The organism is Sphingobium sp. D43FB (assembly GCF_002312805.1).
Taxonomy (GTDB): domain Bacteria; phylum Pseudomonadota; class Alphaproteobacteria; order Sphingomonadales; family Sphingomonadaceae; genus Sphingobium.
This window is the reverse complement of the sequence record NZ_NMUA01000002.1, coordinates 190,275-211,504: the sequence shown is the minus strand read 5'-3', so window position 1 is coordinate 211,504 and position 21,230 is coordinate 190,275. Positions and strand designations below refer to the sequence as shown.

The window sequence follows — 21,230 nt, the reverse complement described above, 5'->3', positions numbered from 1 at the left end:
GTCGCGACAAGGCCCATCACCTGCCCCAAAAACCATAGCATGCCACCACTTCGGCCATGGCTTTGCCAGCCCCCCTCGCCTAACAGGGAGCAATGACGAACCGGTTGGACTGCGATCTGGCGATCCTTGGCGGCGGCCTGTCCGGCAGCCTGATCGCGCTTGCCTTCGCGGCCAAGCGGCCCGATGTCCGTGTCCGGCTGATCGAATGCGGCGCAGCGATCGGCGGCAACCATATCTGGTCCTTCTTTGATGGCGACGTGGCCGCGCAGGATCGCTGGCTGGTCGACCCGCTTGTTACCCATCGCTGGGCACAGGGGCATGAGGTCCGCTTTCCAGGGCATCGTCGCCGTCTCGACACGGCCTATAACAGCATCGCCTCGCCCCGGCTCGACGCGCATGTCCGCGCAACGCTGGGGGATGTGACGATGACGGGCGCGAGCGTCGCCGCCGTTAGGCCGACCAGCGTCCGCCTGACCGACGAGCGGGAGATCGACGCGGGGGCTGTGATCGATGCGCGCGGGGCGGCGGACCTGTCGCCGTTGCGCTGTGGCTGGCAGAAGTTCGTCGGCCATGCGCTGCGGCTCGATGCGCCACATGGCATCGACCGGCCGGTGATCATGGATGCGACGGTCGAGCAGATGGACGGCTATCGCTTCGTCTATCTGCTGCCGTGGGACGAGCGCACCATCTTCGTCGAGGACACTTATTATAGCGATACGCCCGACCTGGACGTGCCCGCCATCGATGCGCGCATTGCGGCCTATGCCAGCGACAAGGGCTGGACCGGCACGGTGATCCACCGCGAACAGGGCGTGTTGCCCGTGGTCCATGGCGGCGATTTCGATCTTTATTGGCCCAAGGATGATCCGGTCGCGCGCGCCGGCGTGCGGGCCGGGCTGTTCCAGCCGATGACCGGCTATTCGCTGCCCGACGCGGTACGCTTCGCTACCTGGTTGGTCGATCAGCCGCTCGATCAACTGGCGACCGTCACGCGCGCCCATGCGGCGGCGCATTGGCGCAGCGGTGGCTATTATCGGCTGCTCGGCAAGATGCTGTTCGGTGCGGCGATCCCCGACCAGCGCTGGCGTATCTTCGCGCGCTTCTACGGCCTGCGCGCGCCCCTCATCCAGCGTTTCTACGCCGGACGTTCCACCATTACTGACCGTGTCCGCATCTTGTGCGGACGCCCCCCCGTGCCCATAAGGGATGCCATGCGAACATTGCTGAATCCGCCCGCCTGATGACCAGGAAAGCGATAATCATCGGCGCGGGCTTTGGCGGCCTGGCGCTGGCCATCCGCCTGCAATCCGCCGGCATCGACACCACGCTGGTCGAGGCGCGCGATCGCCCCGGCGGCCGGGCCTATATGTGGCAGAAGGACGGCTTCACCTTCGACGCCGGGCCGACCGTCATCACCGACCCCGATTGCCTGAACGAGCTGTGGCGCCTGTCCGGCCATGACATGGCGCAGGACGTGACGTTGATGCCGGTCAGCCCCTTCTACCGGCTCAACTGGCGCGACGGCACCAATTTCGATTACAGCAATGACGAAGTGTCGCTGCGCGCCGAAATCGCCAAGCTCGATCCCGGCGATGTCGCGGGCTATGAGCGCTTCCTCGATTATGCCGCAGGCGTGTTCGAAGAGGGCTATCGCAAGCTCGGATCGGTCGCCTTCCTCGACTTCGCCTCGATGATCAAGGCCGCCCCGGCGCTGGCCCGCTATCAGGCGTGGCGGTCGGTCTATTCGGTCGTGTCGTCCTATGTGAAGAATGAGAAGCTGCGCGAGGCGCTGTCCTTCCACACGCTGCTGGTCGGCGGCAATCCGATGAAGACCAGCGCCATCTATGCCCTGATCCACAAGCTGGAAAAGGATGGCGGCGTCTGGTTCGCCAAGGGCGGCACCAACAAGCTGGTCGAGGGCATGGCGACCCATTTCGAGCGGCTGGGCGGCACGTTGCGGCTGGGCGACAAGGTCACGCGCATCGAAACCTATGGCGACAAGGTCACGGCGGTCCACACCGCGTCGGGCTGGCGCGGGGAGGCCGATGCCGTCGCCAGCAATGCCGACCTGATGCACAGCTATCGCGATCTGCTGGGCCATCATCCACGGGGACAGAAGCAGGGCGGCAAGCTCGCCAACAAGCGCTGGTCGCCCAGCCTGTTCGTGCTGCATTTCGGTATCAAGGGCAGTTGGCCCGGCATTCCGCATCATATGATCCTGTTCGGGCCGCGCTATGAAGGGCTGCTCACCGATATTTACGATCATGGCGTGTTGCCGGAGGATTTCTCGCTCTATCTGCACCACCCGACCGTGACCGATCCGTCGATGGCGCCCGAAGGCCATTCGACCTTCTATGCGCTCGCCCCGGTGCCGCATATGGGCAAGCTGCCGATCGACTGGGACCAGTTTGCGCCAGCCTATGCCGAGCGTATCTTGGACGAGATCCAGCATCGGTTGATCCCTGACATCCGCTCGCGCATCGTCACGCAATTCCATTATGCGCCGTCCGATTTCGGCCGTGACCTCAACGCGCATCTGGGCAGCGCCTTCAGCCTGGAGCCGTTGCTAACGCAAAGCGCCTGGTTCCGCGCGCATAATCGCGACGATGTCATTCCCAATCTCTATCTGGTAGGGGCCGGCACCCATCCCGGCGCGGGTATCCCCGGCGTGGTGGGCAGCGCCAAGGCAACCGCCGCGCTGATGCTGGAAGATCTGGGTTAGAGACGATGAAGAAATTGGCGGTCTATTGCGGTTCGGCGACGCCGGCCGACCTGACCTATATCGACGCGGCGCGCATGGTGGGCCGCACGCTGGCGGAGCGGGGCATCGGCGTCGTCTATGGCGGCGGGCGGCTCGGCCTGATGGGCGCGGTCGCCGATGCGGCGCTGGAGGCGGGCGGCGAGGTGATCGGCGTGATACCCGAAGCGCTGGTCGGCGCGGAGGTGGCCCATCGCGGCTGCACGGAGTTGCACGTCGTCCAGACGATGCATCAGCGTAAGCAGCTCTTCACCGACCTGTCGGACGGCTTCATCACGCTGCCCGGCGGGGTCGGCACGATGGACGAATTGTGGGAAGCGATCAGTTGGGCGCAGCTTGGCTATCATCAAAAGCCGGTCGGGCTGCTGAACGTCGCGGGCTTTTATGACCAGTTGATCGGCTTCAACCGGCAGATGGTGGAAGCGGGCTTCATCCGCGCGCAACATGCCGGCATCTTGATCCATGCCGAGGGGATCGATGAACTGCTGGATGCGCTGGCCGCCTATCAGCCGCATGAGACCATCTTTGCGATGAAGGCGGATCGGCTCTAATCCTGTAGCGCAAGCGTGGGGATAGGGGATGACTTGGGCAGGCGGGCAGGGCATGGCGATGGCATGACCGACCTGCCCATATTCGACCGCCCCGCGCTCGTCGCCCATGCCAGACAGAGCATTGCGCGCGGCTCCAAATCCTTTGCCATGGCATCGACCCTGTTCGATCCGCAGACCCGCGAGCGCGCCTGGCTGCTCTACGCCTGGTGCCGCAAATGCGACGATATCGCCGATGGGCAGGATCATGGCGGCACATTGCAGGGCGTCGTGGACGGGCAGGCGCGGCTCTCGACCATCCGGGTGATGACCGACAGCGCGCTGCGCGGCGAACCGACCGGCGATCCGGCCTTTGACGGCTTTGGCGTGGTGATGCGCGAATGCGCCATTCCGGCGCGCTATGCCCATGATCTGATCGAGGGGTTTGCGCTCGACGCGCGCGAATGGCGGCCGCGCAGCCAGGACGATATGCTGCGCTATTGCTATCATGTCGCGGGCGCGGTCGGCTGCATGATGGCGGTGCTGATGGGGGTCGATCCCGATGACCAGGCGACGCTCGACCGCGCCTGCGACCTGGGGCTGGCGTTCCAGCTCGCCAATATCGCCCGCGACATCAGCGAGGATGAGGCCGCCGACCGTTGCTATCTGCCGCAGGAATGGCTGGCCGAAATGGATATGCCGCCCGGCGAACATATGAAGCCCTGGCTCCGCCCGCGTCTAGCCATATTGGCGCGGCGCATGGCGGACATGGCCGCGGCCTATGAGGAAAGCGCGCGCCATGGCACTGGCGCGCTGCCGCCACGGGCGGCCTGGGCGGTGCTGGCGGCGGCGGGCATCTATGGCGACATCGCCCGCGAAGTCGCGCGCCGGGGCGAGCAGGCCTGGGACGCGCGGGTGATCACGACCAAGGCGGCGAAGCTCGGCTGGGTCACGCGGGCGGGCATGCAGGTCATCGGTCGCGCGAGGCGCTGGCCTGCCGATGCGCCCCGGCCCGCGTATTTATGGACGCGCCCGGCCGTTTGATCGCAACGCACATCGCTGTTGCCCGGCGGAGGCCGGGGTTCAGTCTCACGGTCTGAACTGGGCCCCGGCTTTCGCCGGGGAACGACATCCATTGCCGCTAGACATGCCCTTCACCGCGAGCGCAAAAAAAGAGGGCCGATGCTTTCGCACCGGCCCCAGGGCTGTTCGCAGGAGGAACAAGGTGGGGCGAGCGGGCCATGTCCCCGGTGGGGCGGCCCGCCCTGCCAAACTTACATATTGTAGGCGCGCTCGCCGTGCTCACCGAGGTCGAGACCTTGATGCTCGACTTCTTCGCTCACCCGCAGACCGGTGACGGCCTTGGCGATGAAGATGGCGATGGCGGTGCCGACAGAGGCCCAGACGATGGAGACGACCACGGCGATGATCTGCGTCATTACCTGGGCGCCCATGGCGGTCGAACCGTCGCCGGGGCCACCCAAGAAGGGCTGGTAGACGATGCCGGTGCCGATGGCGCCGACGATGCCGCCCACACCATGGATGCCGAAGGCGTCCAGGCTGTCGTCATAGCCAAGCTTGGGCTTGATGACCGACACGAAGTAGAAGCAGATGATCGAGGCGATGGCACCAAGGACGATGGCACCGAATGGCCCGGAATTGCCCGCAGCCGGGGTCACGGCGACCAGACCGGCGATCACGCCGGAGCAGAAGCCGAGAGCCGAAGCCTTGTGACCATGGGCCTTTTCAGCGAGCATCCAGAACAGCGCCCCTGCCGCGGTGGCGACGAAGGTGTTGATCATGGCGAGCGCCGCCGTGCCGTCGGCTTCCAGTTCGGAACCCGCGTTGAAGCCGAACCAGCCAACCCAGAGCATGCCGGTGCCGATCATCGTCATCGTCATGCTGTGCGGGGCCATCGGCTCCTTGGGATAGCCGATACGCTTGCCAAGGATGAGGCAGGCGACCAGAGCGGACACGCCAGCGTTGATATGCACCACGGTACCGCCGGCAAAGTCCAGCGCGCCCATGTCGAACAGCAGACCGCCGCCAGCCCAGACCATGTGGGCGATCGGGAAATAGACGATCGTGAGCCAGATGGCGGTGAAGAGCATGACCGCCGAGAATTTCATGCGCTCGACCACCGAACCCAGGACCAGGGCGGCCGTGATGGCGGCAAAGGTCATCTGGAAGCTGACGAACACATATTCCGAAATCACTTCGTCGGAGAAGGTGGCGGCCGTGCTGTCGGTGGTGACGCCGACCAGGAACCATTTGCCCCACGAAATGAAGGCATTGCCTTCAGGACCGAAGGCCAGGCCATAGCCGTACATGACCCAGATGAGCATGGCGAGGCAGGCGGCCGCGCCGATCTGCGTCATCGTCGCCAGCATATTCTTCGACCGGGTCAGGCCGCCGTAGAACAGCGCAAGGCCGGGCAGGATCATGAGCAGGACGAGGACGGTCGATGTCATCATCCAGGCGTTGTTGCCCGGATTTGGCACGGCTGCGGCGGGTGCCGCTTCGGCGGCATCCTGCGCCCAGGCAGGCAGGGCGGCGAAGAGCGACAGCCCCGCTGCCCCCGCCATCCCGCAAAGTTTCTTGGAAAAGGTCATCATTCCCCCCTTCTTACAGCGCGGTTTCGCCGGTCTCGCCGGTGCGGATGCGCACGGCCTGACCGACATCGAGGACGAAGATCTTGCCATCGCCGATGGCACCCGAATTGGCGGCCGCCTGCGTCGCTTCCACGACGCGCGGTGCCAGGTCGTCGTCGCAAACGACCTCGACCTTGATCTTGGGAACCATGTTGGTGGAATATTCCGCGCCGCGATAAATTTCGGTCTGCCCCTTTTGGCGACCAAAGCCCTTCACTTCGCTGACCGTCATGCCTGCGATGCCGAGCGAGGATAGTGCCTCGCGAACATCGTCGAGCTTGAACGGCTTAATGATAGCCATGACAAGTTTCATGTCGCCCCCTGTTACTGGTGTGCGGGGACATACTCAGCAAGAGGCGTGCCAATTTGCTAATGGCGCGTTAATACGGGCTTAGCGTGCGGCGCGACGAAAAGCAGCGCCGAAAAATTGAGCAGCGGCGCGCGCCTGCTCAAAAAACAGGCAGCATCAGCCTACCATTGGCTGCCTTCTGCGATGGCCGCCTCTTCATCGGGCAGCGTCGTGCGCCCTAGGGCGGCGTTGCGGTGCGGGAAGCGGCCGAACCGTTCAATGATCGCGTGGTGATCCCGCGCAAAGCCGAGCCAATGATCGTTGCCCGCCCCTTCGAACAGGGTCAGCGCCGTCTCCTGATCCTCCAGCGCCTCGCTATGCATGAAGGGCATGTAGAAGAAGAGCCGCCCGGTGCCGCCGATCTGAATGTCATAGCCATGGGCGATCGCCCCGCGCGCGACATCGCGGGCCAGCGGATCGCTGGCGAAGGCCTGTGCGGTATCGCGGAACATGTTGCGGGGCAGTTGATCGAACAGCAGGATCGCGGCCAAGGCCTCATCGGCGCGGTCGAGGAAGGCTTCGGGCGGCAATGCCTGCTTTTCCTGCCACAAATCGCCAAAACGGGCGATGCAGCGCTGGTCCAATGCGGGGTCTTTCTCCCACCATCCGGCCTCGCCGACTTCGTTGAACCAGAAGTCGAGCAGGGCTGCGGCCCAGTCGGCGGTCACGGCATCATGGCTGTCGGTGAGCATGTTCATACCGACCTATACAGACGAGCGGCCGATCCGGTTCCACCATAGACCGCTTCTGGCGATCAGGTCGCCGTGCCACCCACCGTCAGCCCCTGCAGCAGCAGCGTCGGCTGGCCGACGCCTGCGGGCACGCTTTGCCCGCCCTTGCCGCACATGCCGATGCCTTCGTCCAGCGCCCAGTCGTTGCCGATGCCGACCACCTTGGTCAGGGCGGTGGGGCCATCGCCGATCAGCGTCGCGCCCTTGATCGGGTCGCCCAGCTTGCCATTTTCGACTTTATAGGCCTCAGTGCAGGAGAAGACGAACTTGCCCGACACGATGTCGACCTGGCCCCCGCCAAAGCTTTTGGCGAAGATGCCGGTCTTCATGCGCGAGAGCAGCTCTTCGGGATCGTCATTGCCGCCCTTGATGAAGGTGTTGGTCATGCGCGGCATGGGACCATGGGCATAGCTTTCGCGGCGGCCATTGCCGGTGGGTTCGACCCCCATCAGCCGGGCGTTGAGCCGATCCTGCATATAGCCGCGCAAGATGCCATCCTCGATCAGGATGTTCTCGCGCGTCGGGGTGCCTTCATCGTCGATCGACAGCGACCCGCGCCGGTCGGCGATCGCGCCGTCATCGACCACGGTGACGCCGGGCGCGGCGACGCGCTCGCCGATGCGGCCGGAAAAGGCGCTGGTGCCCTTGCGGTTGAAATCGCCCTCAAGGCCATGGCCGATCGCTTCATGCACCAGCACGCCGGGCCAGCCGGGGCCAAGCAGGACGGTCATCTCGCCCGCAGGCGCAGCGACCGAGCGCATGTTGACGCGCGCCTGGGCCAGCGCTTCGTCGATCGCGCGGTTCCACACGGCCGGGTCCATGACCTGATCGTAGAGATAGCGTCCGCCGATGCCGAAGCTGCCGGTTTCGCGGCGGCCATTGTCTTCGAGGATGACCGAGACGTTGAGGCGCACGAGCGGGCGGATGTCGGTGGCGGTAAAGCCGTCGGCGCGGACGATTTCGACCACCGACCAGCTGCCCGCCAGATTGACCGATACCTGCGCGACGCGCGGATCGCGGGCACGGGCGGCGGCGTCGATCGCGGCGCACAGCGTCACCTTTTCGGCGAAGGGGACGATCTCCAGCGGATTGGCATCGGTATAGAGATGGCGGTTGGTGCGCTGCGGCGGTGGGGCAGGCGGCGCGGCGGCGGGATCGAGCAGGGTCAGCGTCTGCGCCGCCTTGCGGATCGCCGCTTCGCTGATGTCATTGGCATGGGCAAAGCCGGTCATTTCGCCCGACACGCCGCGCAGGCCGAAACCGGCATCGGTCGAATAATCGGCGGTCTTCAATCGACCGTCATCGAAGCCGAAACTCTCGCTCGCGCGATATTGGAGATAAAGTTCGCCATCGTCGCAGCTTTTGAGCGCGTCGGCGGTCAGGCGGCGAGCGCCGTCGGGATCGAGCAGGCCCGGACGATAGAGCAGGCCACGGGCGTCGGTAAAGTGCGCGGAAATATCGGTCATGCCATCCGATATAGGGACGGCATCACCCAAGCCCAACGGAAAAGTTAGAGGCTGGCCCCGGATGCGATGTCGGGCTTGTCGCCAATGTCCGCCGTGTCGGCCACGCCGCCCATCAGCACGAAGCGCCGGTCGCAATAGCCGCAATCGACATAGCCATGTTCGTCAATCTCCAGAAAGATGCGCGGATGGCCGAGCGCGGCGGGAATGTCGCCTGATCCGTCACAGGAAACGCGGGTTTTGGAGACTCGGAGGATTTCTGGCGGCTGGATCATGGCTGGGGGAATTAGCAGTGCGGACGCTGCGCCGCAATATGCCGCTACATCAAAGGTAGCGGTGGTGCCTTGCATGGGAGCGAGGCATCGCCTTTCCGGGCCTTGGCAGCGGGTTGCCAGTCGGTGCAATCCTTGGCCGCGATCACCGCGAGCGGCGACAGCATCAGCAGGGCAGGCGCGAGGGTGCTGCCGAGGAAGATGGGGTTGGGCATGGGAACAAGATGCCGCATCCAGGCTTGCTGCACGATGAACGTTACGCAGGCGGTCGGATTGATGGTGGCCTCGCAGCATAGGTGCTCGGCGTTTTGCCGGAAACCGTCCGCCGGACGGTTTCTGTTCGGCAAAACTGGTGGGCGATGACGGGCTCGAACCGCCGACATTCTCGGTGTAAACGAGACGCTCTACCAACTGAGCTAATCGCCCCCTTTGCGGAGAACCGCCTATCTAGGCGAAAAAGCGGTGCCGTCAAGCCGGGCCGTCACGACAGGCGCGTCAACTCGCCAGCAGGCGGCGGCTGGCCCCGAACCAGCGGATCATGGCGTCGGCGGCGTCCTGCGCCAGGGCGATGAAGATGCGGCGGCCGTCCTGCGGGTCGGCCTGCCGCTCGACCAAGCCCTTGGCGGTCAGGGTGCGAATCCAGCGTAGCGCCGTGGTCGGCGGCACGGCAGCGGCGATGCACAGGCTGGAGACGGAGACGCGCTCCTGCTCCAGCCGGGCGGCGAGCAGGTCGAGCAGCATGTCCCAGGCCGGGTCGGCGAACAGGTCGCCGGGTAGGAAGTCGGCGCGGATGCGGCGCGCACGCAGCAAGTCGCGCACCTGCGTCGCGCTGAGCGTCGGCGTCTGCGCATAGCTATGGGGCGCGGCGGCGCTCATCGGCGCGAGCGCGGGCATGCCTATATAGTCGCTCGGCCGGTCGGCGATGCGCGGGCCGGGGTCGAAGGAGGGTGCGGCAAAGTGCGACCGCTGCGTCAGCGCGTCGAGCGTGCGGGCGAGGCGGCTGACCTCCGCGCTTAACTGTTCGAGCCGACTGCTGTCGCCATCCCGGTCATGGACCTGACCGGGAGCGGGGCGTTCTTCGCCTGCCGTCACCAGGGCCGCGGCCAGGTCGCTATGGTCGGGGTCGCACAATAATTGGGTGTGCGATCCTTGGGCCGTTGCATAGGCCAGGTCGATCGTCTCCCATCCCGCGACCAGGATGACGGCCATCCCCTGTCGGACCGCCTGTGCCTCCACTTGCGCCAGCAGCGATTCCAGCGCGGGGGTCGATGCGGGGCAGAAGAGCAGCAGCACGTCGCATTGCAACTGGCCATCCAGCCGGGCCGGAGCGTCGGCGAGCGGCGCAACGCCGAGCAACCGCAACCCGGCGGCATCGGCCACCGGCGTCAGGTCCGCCGCATCGATTCGGTCGGCGACGACGAGCAATCCTGACCGATGATCGCGCCGCAAATGATCCGCCCTGCCCATGCTGTAGGAAAAATCTTCCATTATTGCCCCGCCCCGTTCTAGCTTCGTTCCTGGGAATAAAGCAAGAACGGATCAAAGCAGCCGCATCTGTCGCCATAGTGACGATAATCTGGTGCAAAGGGGTGGGATGCTGGCTCTGTACGGGTGTTTTTCCACCATCTTCGCGCCGATCTGGCGGGAGGAGAGTGGGAGTCGCCCCATCCCTCCATTATGGAGTCATTTGTCAGATGGCGCGCGCGAAGGCGATGTAGAGCGCGCGCAGCCGCATCGCGACCGGGCCGGGGGTGCCGTCGCCGATCCTCTGCCCGTCGATTCGCACCACTGATTGGCAGAGGGTCGAGGCGCTGGCGATGAAGGCTTCCCGCGCGGCGAGCGCTTCCGCCACGGTGAAGGGCCGATGCACGACTGCGATGCCGCTTTCTTCCGCCAGTGCGGTCAGCGCCGCGCCGGTGCAGCCCGCCAGCACCGCCTGGCTATAGGGTCGGGTGACGATGCCTTCGTCAGTGACGATGAAGGCAGTCGAGGATGCGCCTTCGGTCACGAAGCCATCCTCGACCATCCACGCCTCCTGCGCGCCCGCGTCGCGCGCGGCCTGTTTCGCCATGACCTGGGCGAGCAGCCCGACGCTTTTGATGTCCCGCCGCGCCCAGCGCAGGTCGGCCATGGTTGCGACGGCGATGCCCGTGCGCACGGCGGGCACGTCGAGCACCGGCTTTTCCGCGACGAACAGGAAGAGCGTGGGTTCGATATCGGGCGCGGCCAGGAAATCGCGACCCGCCTCCGCCCCGCGCGTGAGCTGGAGGTAGACCAGCCCCTCGGTCACCCCGTTGCGTGCGACCAGTTCCCGCTGCACCGCCTCGATTTGCGAAAGCGACACGGGCAGGCGAATGCCGAGCGCGTCCGCCGACCGCTCCAGTCGCGCGAGATGGCTGGCGCTGTCGATCAGCCGCCCGTCGATCACCGCCGCGACCTCATAGACGCCATCGGCGAAGAGGAAGCCGCGATCGAGCGGTGAAATACGCGCCTCGTCCAGTGGCAGGAAGGTGCCGTTCAGATAGGCGATCGCCATAAGGCCCGTCCTCCGCTCTGATCCGTCTCTAACCGCTGAAGCTGACGCCGATCCAGAGCGTGCGCGGCGTGCCCAGATCCATCGATCCGCCCGCATTGCGCGTCACGATCGTCTCATCCAACAGATTTTCGCCCCGCGCCACCAACGTCACGCCGCCCGCCAACGGCAGCCGCGCGATGGCATCGACGGTGATCGCGTGCGGCAGGACGTCGCTTTGCAGATCATCCTCATATTGTTTCGCGACATAGCGCAGCGTGGTCGACAGCGTCGGTCCCTGCGCCGGGCTGTAGGCGATGGTGGCGCTGGCGGCATGGCGCGGGCTTTGCGCCGGGGTGAGGCCATCGAACGCTTCGCCCGGCGCATGGACGCGGCTGCGGCTATAGGCATAGGAGGCGGACAGGCGCATGGCGCCGGCCGTCGCGTCCGCCGTCAGTTCTACCCCCTTGGCGACGATCCGGTCGATATTGCGGCGTTGGCGCGTGGTGGCGGTCAGCGTCACATTGGCGACCGCATCGTCCAGCCGGTTGATGAAGCCGGTCGCCGACAGGCTGATGCCCGGTGCCGGGGTCAGATCGATGCCGACTTCCGCGCCTTTCAGCTTTTCCGGCGTCAGCGCGTCATTGGCCTGCGTCGTGATCGGAAACACCACGAAGGGGCGATAGAGTTCGTTGAGCGTCGGCAGGCGGAAGCCGCTATAGGCCGCGCCGCGCAGGGCGATCGCGTCGCTCGCCCGATAGAGCGCGCCCGCCCGGCCCGACACTTCCCAGTCCGACCGGTCGGCATAGTCGCTCGACGTGCCGACGCCGCTGGTTGCGCTGACCTGCCGGTAGAAGCCGTCGCTGATCGACCAGCGATCGGCGCGCACGCCGCCGGTTAGCACCAGCCGCCCGTCCGGCCCGGCGGGCGTCCAGTCATCCTCCACGAAAACCCCGCGCGTCCATTGCTGCCCCCCGGCATGGCGGCGGAAGGTGGCGGGATTGCTGGCGCTATTGGCATTATAGGCGTCCTCGAACATGTCGCCGCTCGCAAAGCGGCTGTCGACGCCCACGCGCAGCACATGCGCTTCCCCCACCGGCGGGCGCAGCTCGATCTTGCCGCCGATCCCGGTCGAGGGCGTGTTGCGCTGATCCAACGTCCGGCGGAAGGTGGAGGAGGAGATGACGATGTTCGAGAAATTGCGCACCTGCACATAGGCGAGCGCATCGACCTGCCACCGGCCGCGATCGATATAGCGGATGCTGGCGTCCTGCCCCTGGCTGCTATTGTCGGCTCCGGCGAAGCGCAGCGTCCGCTGATCCTCGAACAGGGTCGCGCGAAATTGCACCTCCGACGTGGCGGAGATCGGCGCGACCGCGCGCAAATTGGTGGACCAGCCATCATAGGCGGCGGGCACGGTCGCGGCAACGCGCTGGTCTTTGGGCGTGGTCTGGAACCCGTCGCCCCGGTCCCACCGTCCCGACAGCGAGACATAGCCGCTGCCAAGGTCGGGCGTGACGCTGGCGGACAGTTCGGTCGAATCGCGGCTGCCATAGAAGGCGCTGGCGGCAAAGCCGGGCAACTGGTCGCGCGTCGCGCTCGCCAGTTCGATCGTCCCCGCCACCGCGCCCGCGCCGAACGCGCCGATGCCGCCGCCGCGCGTCACCCGCACCACCGAAAGCCGGTCGGGCACCAGCGCGCTGAAGGGGATATAACCGAAAAACGGGTCCGCCATCGGCACGCCGTCGAGCAGCACCAGCGTCCGGCTCGACGCATTGCCGCCCAGCGCGCGCAGCGTCGCCCCCTGCGCCGAGGGGTTGGCCGATCGGCTGTCCGACCGGCGGAATTGCTGGAAACCCGCGACATCGCCCAGCACGCTTTCGATCCGGCCCGACGCGCTGTCCTGCAGGCGTTGGCGGTCGATCACCACGGATCCATAAGCGGGCGTGCCGGGCGGCAGGTCCAGCCCCGCGCCGGTCACGACGATGGTGGCCGGGTCACCCGCCGCCGGTTGCGCCAGCGCGATCGTCGGCAGGAAGAACAGGATGGCGGGGAGGGGGAGAGATTTCATGCCCCCGCTCTCCCCATTTCGGCCGCCTTTTGCAAATGGAAAGGCCGCGCCTCACTCCAGTCGGCGGATCGCCCGTTCGTCGCAAGTGGGCGTGACGCGCTCGACCGGACTGACGCCGGGCACCTGGAGCGATTGCCCGATGCGCAGCGGCGCGAACCGCTTGCGCGCGATCCCCTGGCAGCGCAGCGCCAGTTCCAGCATGCGCGGCGGCGTGTCCCATTGTTCGTAGGACAGGCGGAACGTGCCCCAATGAATGGGGATGGCGGTCGAGGCGCCCAGCCGCTTGAACATCTCCACCGCCTGCACTGGCCCGACATGCGCGTCCGACTGCATCTGCCCCTTCCAGAAGCGGAACGCGCCGATGGGGATCAGCGCCAGCCGAATCGGCCCGATCCGGGCGGCCTCGATCGGCCAGCCCATGTCGCCCGCGCCCGTGTCGCCTGCAAAGAAGATATTGCCCGCCCGCGTCGCGATGACGAAGCTCGACCACAGCGCCCGGTTGCGGTCGCTGCCCCAGCGGCTGCTCCAATGATGGTTGCGGGTCACATGCACGCGATAATCGGGGCAATGTTCGTAATTGCCGCACTGGATCACCGCGCCCGGCGCCAGCCCGTTGAGCGCCGCGCCGCTGACCGACTGGCCCCAATCGAGCGCGGTCGCGGGAATGCCATGCGCGCGCAACAGCGCGTCATTGCCAAGGCTAGTGACGATCTTGGGCTTGTCCCGTTCCCACAGGCGCTTGAGCGTCGGCAGGTCGAGATGGTCGTAATGATTATGGCTGATGACGATCAGGTCGATCTTGGGCAGATCGTCGAAGCGGATGCCCGGCTCCGCCACCCGCTTGGGGCCGACGGGGGGCAGGGGGCTGGCATGGTCCGACCAGATCGGATCGGTCAATATGTTCAGCCCCGCCGCCTGCACCAGCACGCTCGCATGCCCGACCCAGGTCGCCACCATGCCGCGCGGCGCGGCGAAGGGTGCGGGCTGGGCGGGCTTGACCGCAATCCCGACCGGCCATTCCGGCCGATCGTCATCGCCCAGCAGCCAGCGCAGCAGGAAGCCCGTCCGGCTGGTGCCGGGCGGCGCTGGCGGTTCGATCGCGCCATCGGGATTGAAGAAATGCGCGCCATCATAATGGCGGCTGACCGGCCCGTCATAATAGATGCGGTCGAGGAAAGGCGGAACGATGGTGATCGCGAGGCACAACGCCACCACCGCGAACAACAGCGCGACCCCCAAGCCCCTGACGATGCGGATAAGGCGACCCATGCGGAGCGCCATAGCGGACGGGGGCGGGGGAGCAAGGGGGGTGTGGGGGTGATGATGGGCACCCTATAAGATTATCCGCGCCTCTTAATCTCCCCTCCCCGGCGGGGAGGGGCCGGGGGAGGGGGAGCGAGGCAAAGCCGAGCGTCCACGCCGGCGGCGGCACACCCCCACCCAACCTCCCCCTCAAAGGGGGAGCGGTTTATAGGGAGGCGCAGGCAATTCATGCTCCGTGCCCCAGCTTGCCAGCCATCGATCGACCTCCTCGGCCGTCGCATGCAGCCCGGTCGCCTGAAATTCCTCCCACGCCTTGAGCGTATCCTGCCGCAAGGCCTCGCGCTGTTCCTCGCGCTCGACATATTGGGTGATAGCCTCGCGCATGATCCAGTGCGCGCTCCGCCGCCGCGCCTCGGCCAATTGCCGCACACGCCCTTTCAGCGCGTCGTCGAGCTTGATCGATGTGGCGACGGTCATCGCATGGGCCTCCATAGTGAAAGGTAATACCTTACGCTACTGTAGGTGTTCGGGGCGCCTATGTCCATCGGGCAGCGTCGCTCACGACCTCCCCCGCTTCCCCCGCTTCCCCCGCGCCGCCGTCATCGGATCGGGCTTCGTCGGCGGGGTCCAGCCCGGCGGCGGGGTCATGCGTTGCTGGCTGGTGCCAAGGCCCATTGCGCCGGGTCGGGACCGCTCCACCCCGGACAGGTCGGCCGCCTTCGCCTCCGCCGCGCTGGCGCCCCCGCGCATCAGGCTGATCGCGTCGCGGCACCGCTTCGCTTCCTCGAAATCGAGCGCTTCGGCAGCCGCCGCCATCTTGCGTAACAGGGTTTCGATCGTGTCGTCCATGGCGGGTGAACGCGCGATCGGTGCGTTAGGCTGCATGGCGGCGAGCGTCGGCCAGTCGGCGTGGTGTCAACCAAGCCCGGAACGGACCTTCGTTCGGCCGCCAACCGCCATCGCCTCACCGATACCGCCTCACTGATAATGCAGCTTCTTGTCGAACCCCTCATTCGCCTTGGCCATCTTGGCGATCTTGCGCAGCTGGCTGCGGACATGCCGCTCGAACCGCCCATCGTCATAAACGCCCGTCGCCGCATAGTCTTCCTGGCGGATCAGATCCTTGAGGCGCTGGGCGAACAGCGCCTGCGTCTCGATGCAATCGGGCAATTGCAGGGCACGGCACACCCATTCCTCGGCAGCGGCCTTGTCATACTCATCGCGCGATTCATAACCGCGCCGATCCGCCGCCGCCTGATCCAGCCGCGCCGCATCGCACCGCCGCGCCAACCAGTGCCGCACCACCGCCCCATCCCACGCTATCGACGGCTCGCTCATGATTTACTCCACATCTTGGTCATCATGGCACCCATAGAGGAGGAGAGTGGAGAAGCTACCATGATGGAAGGAGGCAACTGCTCGACCGATATGCGGCAGTTGTCGCCGTTCGCCTGCAATTTCTCTGCGTTTAGAAGCGGACACTCGCGCGTTGGACGTCAGAACCCGCGCAATCGATCCCCTGTCGCGCTGATCTCATAGCAGCCTGAGCTTACCGATTCCGATAGGTTGACGAGGGATGGCCACAGCGTCAGCAGTCGTGCTGCGATACGCTCCGTTGGCCATTTGGCAACCGATGGTGATGGGAAGAAGCCGATCAGGCCGGAGGCTAAGAACAACTGCCGAGACGGACGCTTCTTTGCAATGTTGCGATCTCCAGTCAGAACGCACCAGCGCCCTTCCTGCCCGAGCATCTTGATCCAATCTTCGTCAGAGAGGTTACCTCTTCCAAACTTGTCCTTGATGTGGATGACGACATGCTCGTCATCAAAGAACGCGCCGAGCCCTCGGGCAAGGCGTGGAGGCAGGTTGTTATCGACTAGGAGCTTCACGCTGCTTTGCGATTGCCGATGCTGACCTCGTAGGCAATGGCATCACGGATTACGCGTGGTTTGATCTCGTAGACCTTCGCTGCCCGATCCACCGAACCTTCTGCCTCCACAATCTCAACAATTCGCGCAGTGGAGATCCCATAGTCGGCTAAGATCGGTTGGCCGAATGAACGGGTGGGATCTGCCACGACAGTCTTCTTGCCATGCAGCAACCACCAGCGCTCTGCACCAGTCGGACCAAAATCCAAATCCTGTAGGCTTGGCTCGACTACCCTTTTGAAAACACCTTGGCTCTTGCGCAGGTCGATGAAAACTGGCTCGTCGAGGTTACGGGTGATTTCGAGAAAGATTGTCTTTCCATCGGTCTTGAACTGTTGCGTCGAAAATGGGCGCTCATCGCCCACAATCTCTCGGGCGCGTTCAATGCACTTCCTGATCGTAGGGAGGCCGATGCGCTTCTCGCGCAGTGCGTTAACGATTCTCGCTTCAATGAGATCGCGAAATCCAAGTAGAACGCCGTCCTCGTCATGCGCATATTGGGGACGCCATAGGGCGTCCTCCGAACGACCATCATGTGCATAGCCAAGGAGCCACCGCCGCAGGGTGGCGGGGCTCATCCCGACCATGCGAGCCGCTTCCAGTGCGGTGTATACACCTATGCCAAATTCAGCGGTTTCCATATCTGCTTTATAGCCACAGCGTTTGCCGCGCGCCAAGCGCTTTGCTTGCAACTGGCTGTTATGCAATTCGACGACCGTGTGGCATCGAGATGGCTTACAGACCTGCCAACCCTTCAGCGCCGATGGCGATCTAAAATGTCGGTCGCAGACGCTTTGCGTCTGGACCAATAGGAGCGGCTAATCATCACCACACCGACGGCGGCGGTGAACGGGCGGCAGCAGTTGGGAGTAAGTGGGTGCTATATATAACGCCTATTTGACATTGGTCATCCAGACCGATCTGACCCCACGCAAACGTCAGATATCTCTGTACATCCGCTCTGAACCGGTCGTTCTGCAACCGGCCAACACCCCTCTGTCCTACATCCCCCAAACCATGCCACACTCGCCCCGCTCTTTCTCGCCGTCCGTCCCCCTCGACCCGCGCGCCCATAAGCGCGCGCCCGCACCTCGCAAAATTTCTCCTATTGCGAAATCGACGCTACCCGTCCGTTCGCCTACGATTGCGTGGCCTGCGACGGTGTGAACTTCACAGATTTGGCAAGGGCGCGCCGGCCGCTTTGCCGGGCCGCGCTTAGCCCTGGTCCTGATAGGCCATCTGCAAAATGCCCCAGTGCCGCCCCTTCACATGGATCGACGCGATCACCTGTTTGAGCAGCAGCACTTCGCCGCTGGCGGTCAGACGGCGATAGGCTTTGATGCAGAAGGGCTGGGTGGTCCGCGCCTGTTCGCGCGTGTCGGGAAAGTCGAAGATCAGCCCCTGCCGCGCATGTTCCGCGTTCCAGGCGTCGTCGCCCGGCCGCTGCGGCTGCGCGCGTTCGGGCATGGCCACTGCGCCATAGGCGTTGCGGTCGGTGAAGGTCATGCCGAACAGCCCGGTAAAGCCGCGTGCCCGTTCCTGCTGCGCGCGGGCGACGGGCAGGATCACCGCCTGCACCGGATGCGTATATTGCGGCGGGTTGGTGCCGGGGATCGGCGCATAAGCGTCGCTGAAGATCGCCGCTTCGCTTGCCTCACCGCGCTCGATCGCCCGCTCTATGGCGTCCGCGACCTTTTGCGCCGACTCCAGGCTGAAGCGGATATAGGGCGAGTCGGGAATATCGACCCCGCTTTCGGCCAGATATTGCAGCAGCATATTGGTGTCGCTGCTGGCGGTCGACACGCGGCCCGACAGCCGTTGCAGCCCGTCGGCATTGGCGCTCGACGTGCTGGCCAGCGTCGCGATGCCGGTGCGGATTTCGCCCGCGGACCCGACCATCGACGCGATCCGCCGCGCCACCGTCTCGCTGTTGCTCGACAGGTCGAGCATCAGCGCGGCGAGCCGTTCGACCAGCGTTTCGATGTTGCGCGTGTCCGACTGGGCGGTGCGCGCGGTCTGCGCGCCCTGGGTGATGCTGGCGAGCATCCCGCCCGCCTCGCCGGTCAGCGCAGCGATCGACTGTTCGATGGTCTGGGTGGCGGCGGCGGTTTCCTGCGCCAGTTTCTTCACCTCGGCCGCGACCACGGCAAAGCCGCGCCCCGCATCGCCCGCCCGCGCCGCCTCGATCGTGGCGTTGAGCGCTAGAAGGTTGGTCTGGCTGGCAATCCCGCTGATCATGCTGGTGACATGGGCGACGGTGCGCAGCGCCTCGCCAAAGCCGTCGAGCCGCGCATGGATATGGCTGACCTGGTCGATCAGGTCGACGAAATTGCTGTTGGCTGCGGAGAGCTGGCGGCCCGAATCGTCGATGATGGCGCGCGCCGCGATCGCCTGTTCCCGCGCATCCTGCCCGGCCAGCGCCACGCTGTCGCCATCGCGCGACAATTGCCCGGCGGCACCGCTGATCGCCTCGATCATCTGCGCCTGCTGCGTCACCCGGTCGGCCAGTTCGCTGATGTCGGCCTGCAAATCGAGCGTGCGAATGCCCAGGTCGCCCGACAATTTGGCGACCTTCATGACCGCTCTGGCGACGGTTCCGATGTCTGCGATATTCCCCATTTCCATGGGGGTATCGCAGCATGGTGAAGGAAGCGTTAGCGCGCGCTCACACCCCTTCCAGCAAGCCTTCGCGCTTGATCTTTTCCTGCCAGACCAGCGGGGCGAGATGGTGGACATTCTGCCCTTCGCTGTCCACCGCGACGGTCACCGGCATGTCCTGCACATCGAATTCGTAGATCGCTTCCATGCCCAGATCCTCGAAGCCGACGACCTTCGCGCCCTTGATGGCGCGCGCGACCAGATAGGCCGCGCCGCCGACCGCCATCAGATAGGCGCTCTTATGCTTGGCGATGGCTTTGGTCGCGGCGACGCCGCGCTCCGCCTTGCCGACGCAGCCGAGCAGCCCCTGTTCCAGCATCATGTCCATGAAGCTGTCCATGCGGGTGGCGGTGGTGGGACCGGCCGGGCCGACCACTTCGTCGCCGACCGGATCGACCGGGCCGACATAATAGATGACGCGGCCCTTGAAATCGACCGGCAGCTGTTCGCCCCGGCTCAGCATATCCTTGATCCGCTTATGCGCGGCGTCACGGCCGGTCAGCATCTTGCCGTTCAGCAGCAGCCGGTCGCCATGCTTCCAGCTTTGCACTACTTCCGGCGTCAAGGTGTTGAGATCGACGCGGATCGCTTCCTTGCTGGGCGTCCAGTTAACATCGGGCCATTCGGACAGCTTGGGCGCTTCCAGATAGGCGGGGCCAGAGCCATCGAGCGTGAAATGCGCGTGGCGGGTCGCGGCGCAATTGGGGATCATCGCCACGGGCTTGCCTGCCGCATGGCAGGGATAGTCGTAAATCTTGACGTCGAGGATGGTGGAGAGGCCACCCAGACCCTGCGCACCGATGCCCAACGCATTGACCTTGTCGAAAATTTCGACCCGCATCTTCTCGATCTCGGTCTGTGGCCCGCGCGCCTTGAGTTCGCCCATGTCGATAGGCTCCATCAGACTTTCCTTGGCCAGCGCCACCGCCTTTTCCGCGGTGCCGCCGATGCCGATGCCCAACATGCCGGGCGGGCACCAGCCAGCGCCCATTTGCGGGATCATGTCCAGCACCCAGTCGACGATCGAATCGCTGGGGTTCATCATCTTGAACTTGGTCTTATTCTCCGACCCGCCACCCTTGGCCGCGACATCGATGACGACCTTGTTGCCCGGCACCATCTCGACCGACAGGACGCAGGGCGTGTTGTCCTTGGTATTCTGGCGGGAGAAAGCGGGATCGCGCAAGATCGAGGCGCGCAAGCGATTTTCGGGGTTCAGATAAGCGCGCCGCACGCCCTCATCGATCACATCCTGCATCGAGCGGCTATTATCGTCCAACCGGCATTCCATGCCCCATTTGACGAAGACATTGACGATGCCGGTATCCTGGCAGATCGGACGATGCCCCTCCGCGCACATGCGGCTGTTGGTCAGGATCTGGGCGATGGCGTCCTTGGCCGCCGGGCTTTGCTCCGCCTCATAGGCTTTGCCGAGCGCGCGGATATAATCCATCGGGTGATAATAGCTGATGAACTGGAGCGCGTCGGCCACGCTCTCGATCAGATCGGCGGTTTTGATGAGCGTCATCTTACCCTAGTCCCCATATCTGCGGCCCGGCCCTGCACGGCGGGTTCCTGCTTGGGCTGGGGCTATACGCATCCCCGCTCCCAAGTCCAGCGTAGGCAGACAGGTACATAGGTGCGAAGCCCGACTCCGGCCGCGCACGCATTTGCGTGGCAAGCCCCTATATATTTTTTTGGGGCCACGGTCCCCCTTGCCTTTTGCGGGGGGCAGGGAAGTCCATGCGTCGCGGCGTTGCGACAGGCAAAAGCGGCGATGAAATGAATCGGGCGAGCGACGAACGGAGTCGCTAAACGGTCATTTACCCTCTTGCGTCCCAAAGGGGCTATGGCACTATCCCTTGTATCGGGTTAACGGGGGTCACCCAACAGATTGTGATTGCGTCGCGGAACCTGGTTTCGCTTGAAGGGCATTTTGTCCGTGCGATCGCGGTCTTGCGGGCCTCGTTCCGGTCCCGGCACGAAACGGTTTGCGGCTGATGCGCGACTGGATGGCGCGGGGCTTGACCGAATCGAACGGAACAGG

21 protein-coding genes and 1 tRNA gene are annotated in these 21,230 nt (G+C 65.0%); 4 read left to right on the top strand and 18 right to left on the bottom strand.

Translation table 11 applies throughout. The annotated features are described in order from the left end of the window. Positions 1-92: 92 nt before the first annotated feature. From crtY to SxD43FB_RS02845, 4 genes are all read left to right on the top strand, one after another. Positions 93-1,241, top strand: a complete 1,149-nt coding sequence (crtY, locus tag SxD43FB_RS02860; protein ID WP_096060885.1) for a lycopene beta-cyclase CrtY — start codon at positions 93-95, stop codon at positions 1,239-1,241. After that, entirely contained in the window at positions 1,241-2,722 is a 1,482-nt protein-coding gene (locus tag SxD43FB_RS02855; RefSeq protein WP_096060884.1) for a phytoene desaturase, read from the top strand. Before crtY ends, SxD43FB_RS02855 begins: the two co-directional genes overlap by 1 nt. A gap of 5 nt (positions 2,723-2,727) precedes the next feature. Beyond that, positions 2,728-3,309: a TIGR00730 family Rossman fold protein gene (locus SxD43FB_RS02850; protein WP_096060883.1), complete on the top strand. Its 582-nt coding sequence runs from the start codon at positions 2,728-2,730 to the stop codon at positions 3,307-3,309. A gap of 63 nt (positions 3,310-3,372) precedes the next feature. Continuing rightward, positions 3,373-4,329 (top strand): phytoene/squalene synthase family protein, encoded by a 957-nt coding sequence (locus tag SxD43FB_RS02845; protein ID WP_096060882.1) that lies wholly within the window; start codon positions 3,373-3,375, stop codon positions 4,327-4,329. A gap of 230 nt (positions 4,330-4,559) precedes the next feature. Here the strand turns inward: SxD43FB_RS02845 and SxD43FB_RS02840 are convergent, their stop codons facing one another. The 18 genes from SxD43FB_RS02840 to SxD43FB_RS02755 form a co-directional block, all read right to left on the bottom strand. Further along, the gene (locus SxD43FB_RS02840; protein WP_096061005.1) at positions 4,560-5,897 is read right to left on the bottom strand and encodes an ammonium transporter; all 1,338 of its coding nucleotides are present in this window, start codon (positions 5,895-5,897) and stop codon (positions 4,560-4,562) included. Positions 5,898-5,910: 13 nt separating this feature from the next. Next, on the bottom strand, positions 5,911-6,249 hold the full coding sequence (locus SxD43FB_RS02835; RefSeq protein ID WP_037476545.1) for a P-II family nitrogen regulator: 339 nt from the start codon (positions 6,247-6,249) through the stop codon (positions 5,911-5,913). Between the two features lie 158 nt (positions 6,250-6,407). Then, a complete protein-coding gene (locus SxD43FB_RS02830; RefSeq protein WP_096060881.1) occupies positions 6,408-6,983 on the bottom strand; it encodes a DUF924 family protein in 576 nt (191 codons plus the stop codon). A gap of 56 nt (positions 6,984-7,039) precedes the next feature. Next, the gene (gene tldD, locus SxD43FB_RS02825; protein ID WP_096061004.1) at positions 7,040-8,482 is read right to left on the bottom strand and encodes a metalloprotease TldD; all 1,443 of its coding nucleotides are present in this window, start codon (positions 8,480-8,482) and stop codon (positions 7,040-7,042) included. A gap of 44 nt (positions 8,483-8,526) precedes the next feature. After that, entirely contained in the window at positions 8,527-8,754 is a 228-nt protein-coding gene (locus SxD43FB_RS02820) for a zinc-finger domain-containing protein (RefSeq protein WP_176482658.1), read from the bottom strand. A 44-nt stretch (positions 8,755-8,798) separates the two neighbouring features. Then, entirely contained in the window at positions 8,799-8,984 is a 186-nt protein-coding gene (locus SxD43FB_RS24610) for a hypothetical protein (protein WP_141249449.1), read from the bottom strand. Between the two features lie 117 nt (positions 8,985-9,101). Beyond that, a tRNA-Val gene (locus tag SxD43FB_RS02810) sits at positions 9,102-9,177 on the bottom strand. Positions 9,178-9,246: 69 nt separating this feature from the next. Further along, positions 9,247-10,239, bottom strand: a complete 993-nt coding sequence (locus SxD43FB_RS02805) for a MarR family transcriptional regulator (protein ID WP_096060878.1) — start codon at positions 10,237-10,239, stop codon at positions 9,247-9,249. Positions 10,240-10,441: 202 nt separating this feature from the next. Then, positions 10,442-11,287, bottom strand: coding sequence for a D-amino-acid transaminase (locus SxD43FB_RS02800; protein WP_096060877.1), 846 nt, complete (start codon positions 11,285-11,287; stop codon positions 10,442-10,444). Positions 11,288-11,315: 28 nt separating this feature from the next. Beyond that, on the bottom strand, positions 11,316-13,334 hold the full coding sequence (locus SxD43FB_RS02795; RefSeq protein WP_096060876.1) for a TonB-dependent receptor: 2,019 nt from the start codon (positions 13,332-13,334) through the stop codon (positions 11,316-11,318). A 51-nt stretch (positions 13,335-13,385) separates the two neighbouring features. After that, a complete protein-coding gene (locus tag SxD43FB_RS02790) occupies positions 13,386-14,603 on the bottom strand; it encodes an MBL fold metallo-hydrolase (protein ID WP_096061003.1) in 1,218 nt (405 codons plus the stop codon). A 183-nt stretch (positions 14,604-14,786) separates the two neighbouring features. Then, a complete protein-coding gene (locus tag SxD43FB_RS02785) occupies positions 14,787-15,074 on the bottom strand; it encodes a CopG family ribbon-helix-helix protein (RefSeq protein ID WP_096061002.1) in 288 nt (95 codons plus the stop codon). A gap of 81 nt (positions 15,075-15,155) precedes the next feature. After that, positions 15,156-15,446 (bottom strand): UvrB/UvrC motif-containing protein, encoded by a 291-nt coding sequence (locus SxD43FB_RS02780; RefSeq protein WP_096060875.1) that lies wholly within the window; start codon positions 15,444-15,446, stop codon positions 15,156-15,158. Positions 15,447-15,575: 129 nt separating this feature from the next. Then, on the bottom strand, positions 15,576-15,935 hold the full coding sequence (locus SxD43FB_RS02775; protein ID WP_176482657.1) for a hypothetical protein: 360 nt from the start codon (positions 15,933-15,935) through the stop codon (positions 15,576-15,578). A gap of 158 nt (positions 15,936-16,093) precedes the next feature. Further along, positions 16,094-16,486, bottom strand: a complete 393-nt coding sequence (locus tag SxD43FB_RS02770; protein WP_096060874.1) for a hypothetical protein — start codon at positions 16,484-16,486, stop codon at positions 16,094-16,096. Continuing rightward, complete coding sequence (locus SxD43FB_RS02765; RefSeq protein WP_141249448.1) at positions 16,483-17,202, bottom strand: DUF433 domain-containing protein; 720 nt, start codon at positions 17,200-17,202, stop codon at positions 16,483-16,485. The genes SxD43FB_RS02770 and SxD43FB_RS02765 overlap by 4 nt, the downstream gene beginning before the upstream one ends. 538 nt (positions 17,203-17,740) lie before the next feature. Next, positions 17,741-19,102: a methyl-accepting chemotaxis protein gene (locus SxD43FB_RS02760; RefSeq protein ID WP_096061000.1), complete on the bottom strand. Its 1,362-nt coding sequence runs from the start codon at positions 19,100-19,102 to the stop codon at positions 17,741-17,743. Between the two features lie 88 nt (positions 19,103-19,190). After that, positions 19,191-20,711 (bottom strand): fumarate hydratase, encoded by a 1,521-nt coding sequence (locus SxD43FB_RS02755; RefSeq protein ID WP_096060872.1) that lies wholly within the window; start codon positions 20,709-20,711, stop codon positions 19,191-19,193. Between the last annotated feature and the right edge of the window lie 519 nt (positions 20,712-21,230).

Bases quoted from the DNA above. Each gene is read 5' to 3' on its own strand.
- crtY (WP_096060885.1), top strand. From the start codon at position 93: ATGACGAACCGGTTGGACTGCGATCTGGCGATCCTTGGCGGCGGCCTG.
- SxD43FB_RS02855 (WP_096060884.1), top strand. From the start codon at position 1,241: ATGACCAGGAAAGCGATAATCATCGGCGCGGGCTTTGGCGGCCTGGCG.
- SxD43FB_RS02850 (WP_096060883.1), top strand. From the start codon at position 2,728: ATGAAGAAATTGGCGGTCTATTGCGGTTCGGCGACGCCGGCCGACCTG.
- SxD43FB_RS02845 (WP_096060882.1), top strand. From the start codon at position 3,373: ATGACCGACCTGCCCATATTCGACCGCCCCGCGCTCGTCGCCCATGCC.
- SxD43FB_RS02840 (WP_096061005.1), bottom strand. From the start codon at position 5,897: ATGACCTTTTCCAAGAAACTTTGCGGGATGGCGGGGGCAGCGGGGCTG.
- SxD43FB_RS02835 (WP_037476545.1), bottom strand. From the start codon at position 6,249: ATGAAACTTGTCATGGCTATCATTAAGCCGTTCAAGCTCGACGATGTT.
- SxD43FB_RS02830 (WP_096060881.1), bottom strand. From the start codon at position 6,983: ATGAACATGCTCACCGACAGCCATGATGCCGTGACCGCCGACTGGGCC.
- tldD (WP_096061004.1), bottom strand. From the start codon at position 8,482: ATGACCGATATTTCCGCGCACTTTACCGACGCCCGTGGCCTGCTCTAT.
- SxD43FB_RS02820 (WP_176482658.1), bottom strand. From the start codon at position 8,754: ATGATCCAGCCGCCAGAAATCCTCCGAGTCTCCAAAACCCGCGTTTCC.
- SxD43FB_RS24610 (WP_141249449.1), bottom strand. From the start codon at position 8,984: ATGCGGCATCTTGTTCCCATGCCCAACCCCATCTTCCTCGGCAGCACC.
- SxD43FB_RS02805 (WP_096060878.1), bottom strand. From the start codon at position 10,239: ATGGAAGATTTTTCCTACAGCATGGGCAGGGCGGATCATTTGCGGCGC.
- SxD43FB_RS02800 (WP_096060877.1), bottom strand. From the start codon at position 11,287: ATGGCGATCGCCTATCTGAACGGCACCTTCCTGCCACTGGACGAGGCG.
- SxD43FB_RS02795 (WP_096060876.1), bottom strand. From the start codon at position 13,334: ATGAAATCTCTCCCCCTCCCCGCCATCCTGTTCTTCCTGCCGACGATC.
- SxD43FB_RS02790 (WP_096061003.1), bottom strand. From the start codon at position 14,603: ATGGGTCGCCTTATCCGCATCGTCAGGGGCTTGGGGGTCGCGCTGTTG.
- SxD43FB_RS02785 (WP_096061002.1), bottom strand. From the start codon at position 15,074: ATGACCGTCGCCACATCGATCAAGCTCGACGACGCGCTGAAAGGGCGT.
- SxD43FB_RS02780 (WP_096060875.1), bottom strand. From the start codon at position 15,446: ATGGACGACACGATCGAAACCCTGTTACGCAAGATGGCGGCGGCTGCC.
- SxD43FB_RS02775 (WP_176482657.1), bottom strand. From the start codon at position 15,935: ATGAGCGAGCCGTCGATAGCGTGGGATGGGGCGGTGGTGCGGCACTGG.
- SxD43FB_RS02760 (WP_096061000.1), bottom strand. From the start codon at position 19,102: ATGAAGGTCGCCAAATTGTCGGGCGACCTGGGCATTCGCACGCTCGAT.
- SxD43FB_RS02755 (WP_096060872.1), bottom strand. From the start codon at position 20,711: ATGACGCTCATCAAAACCGCCGATCTGATCGAGAGCGTGGCCGACGCG.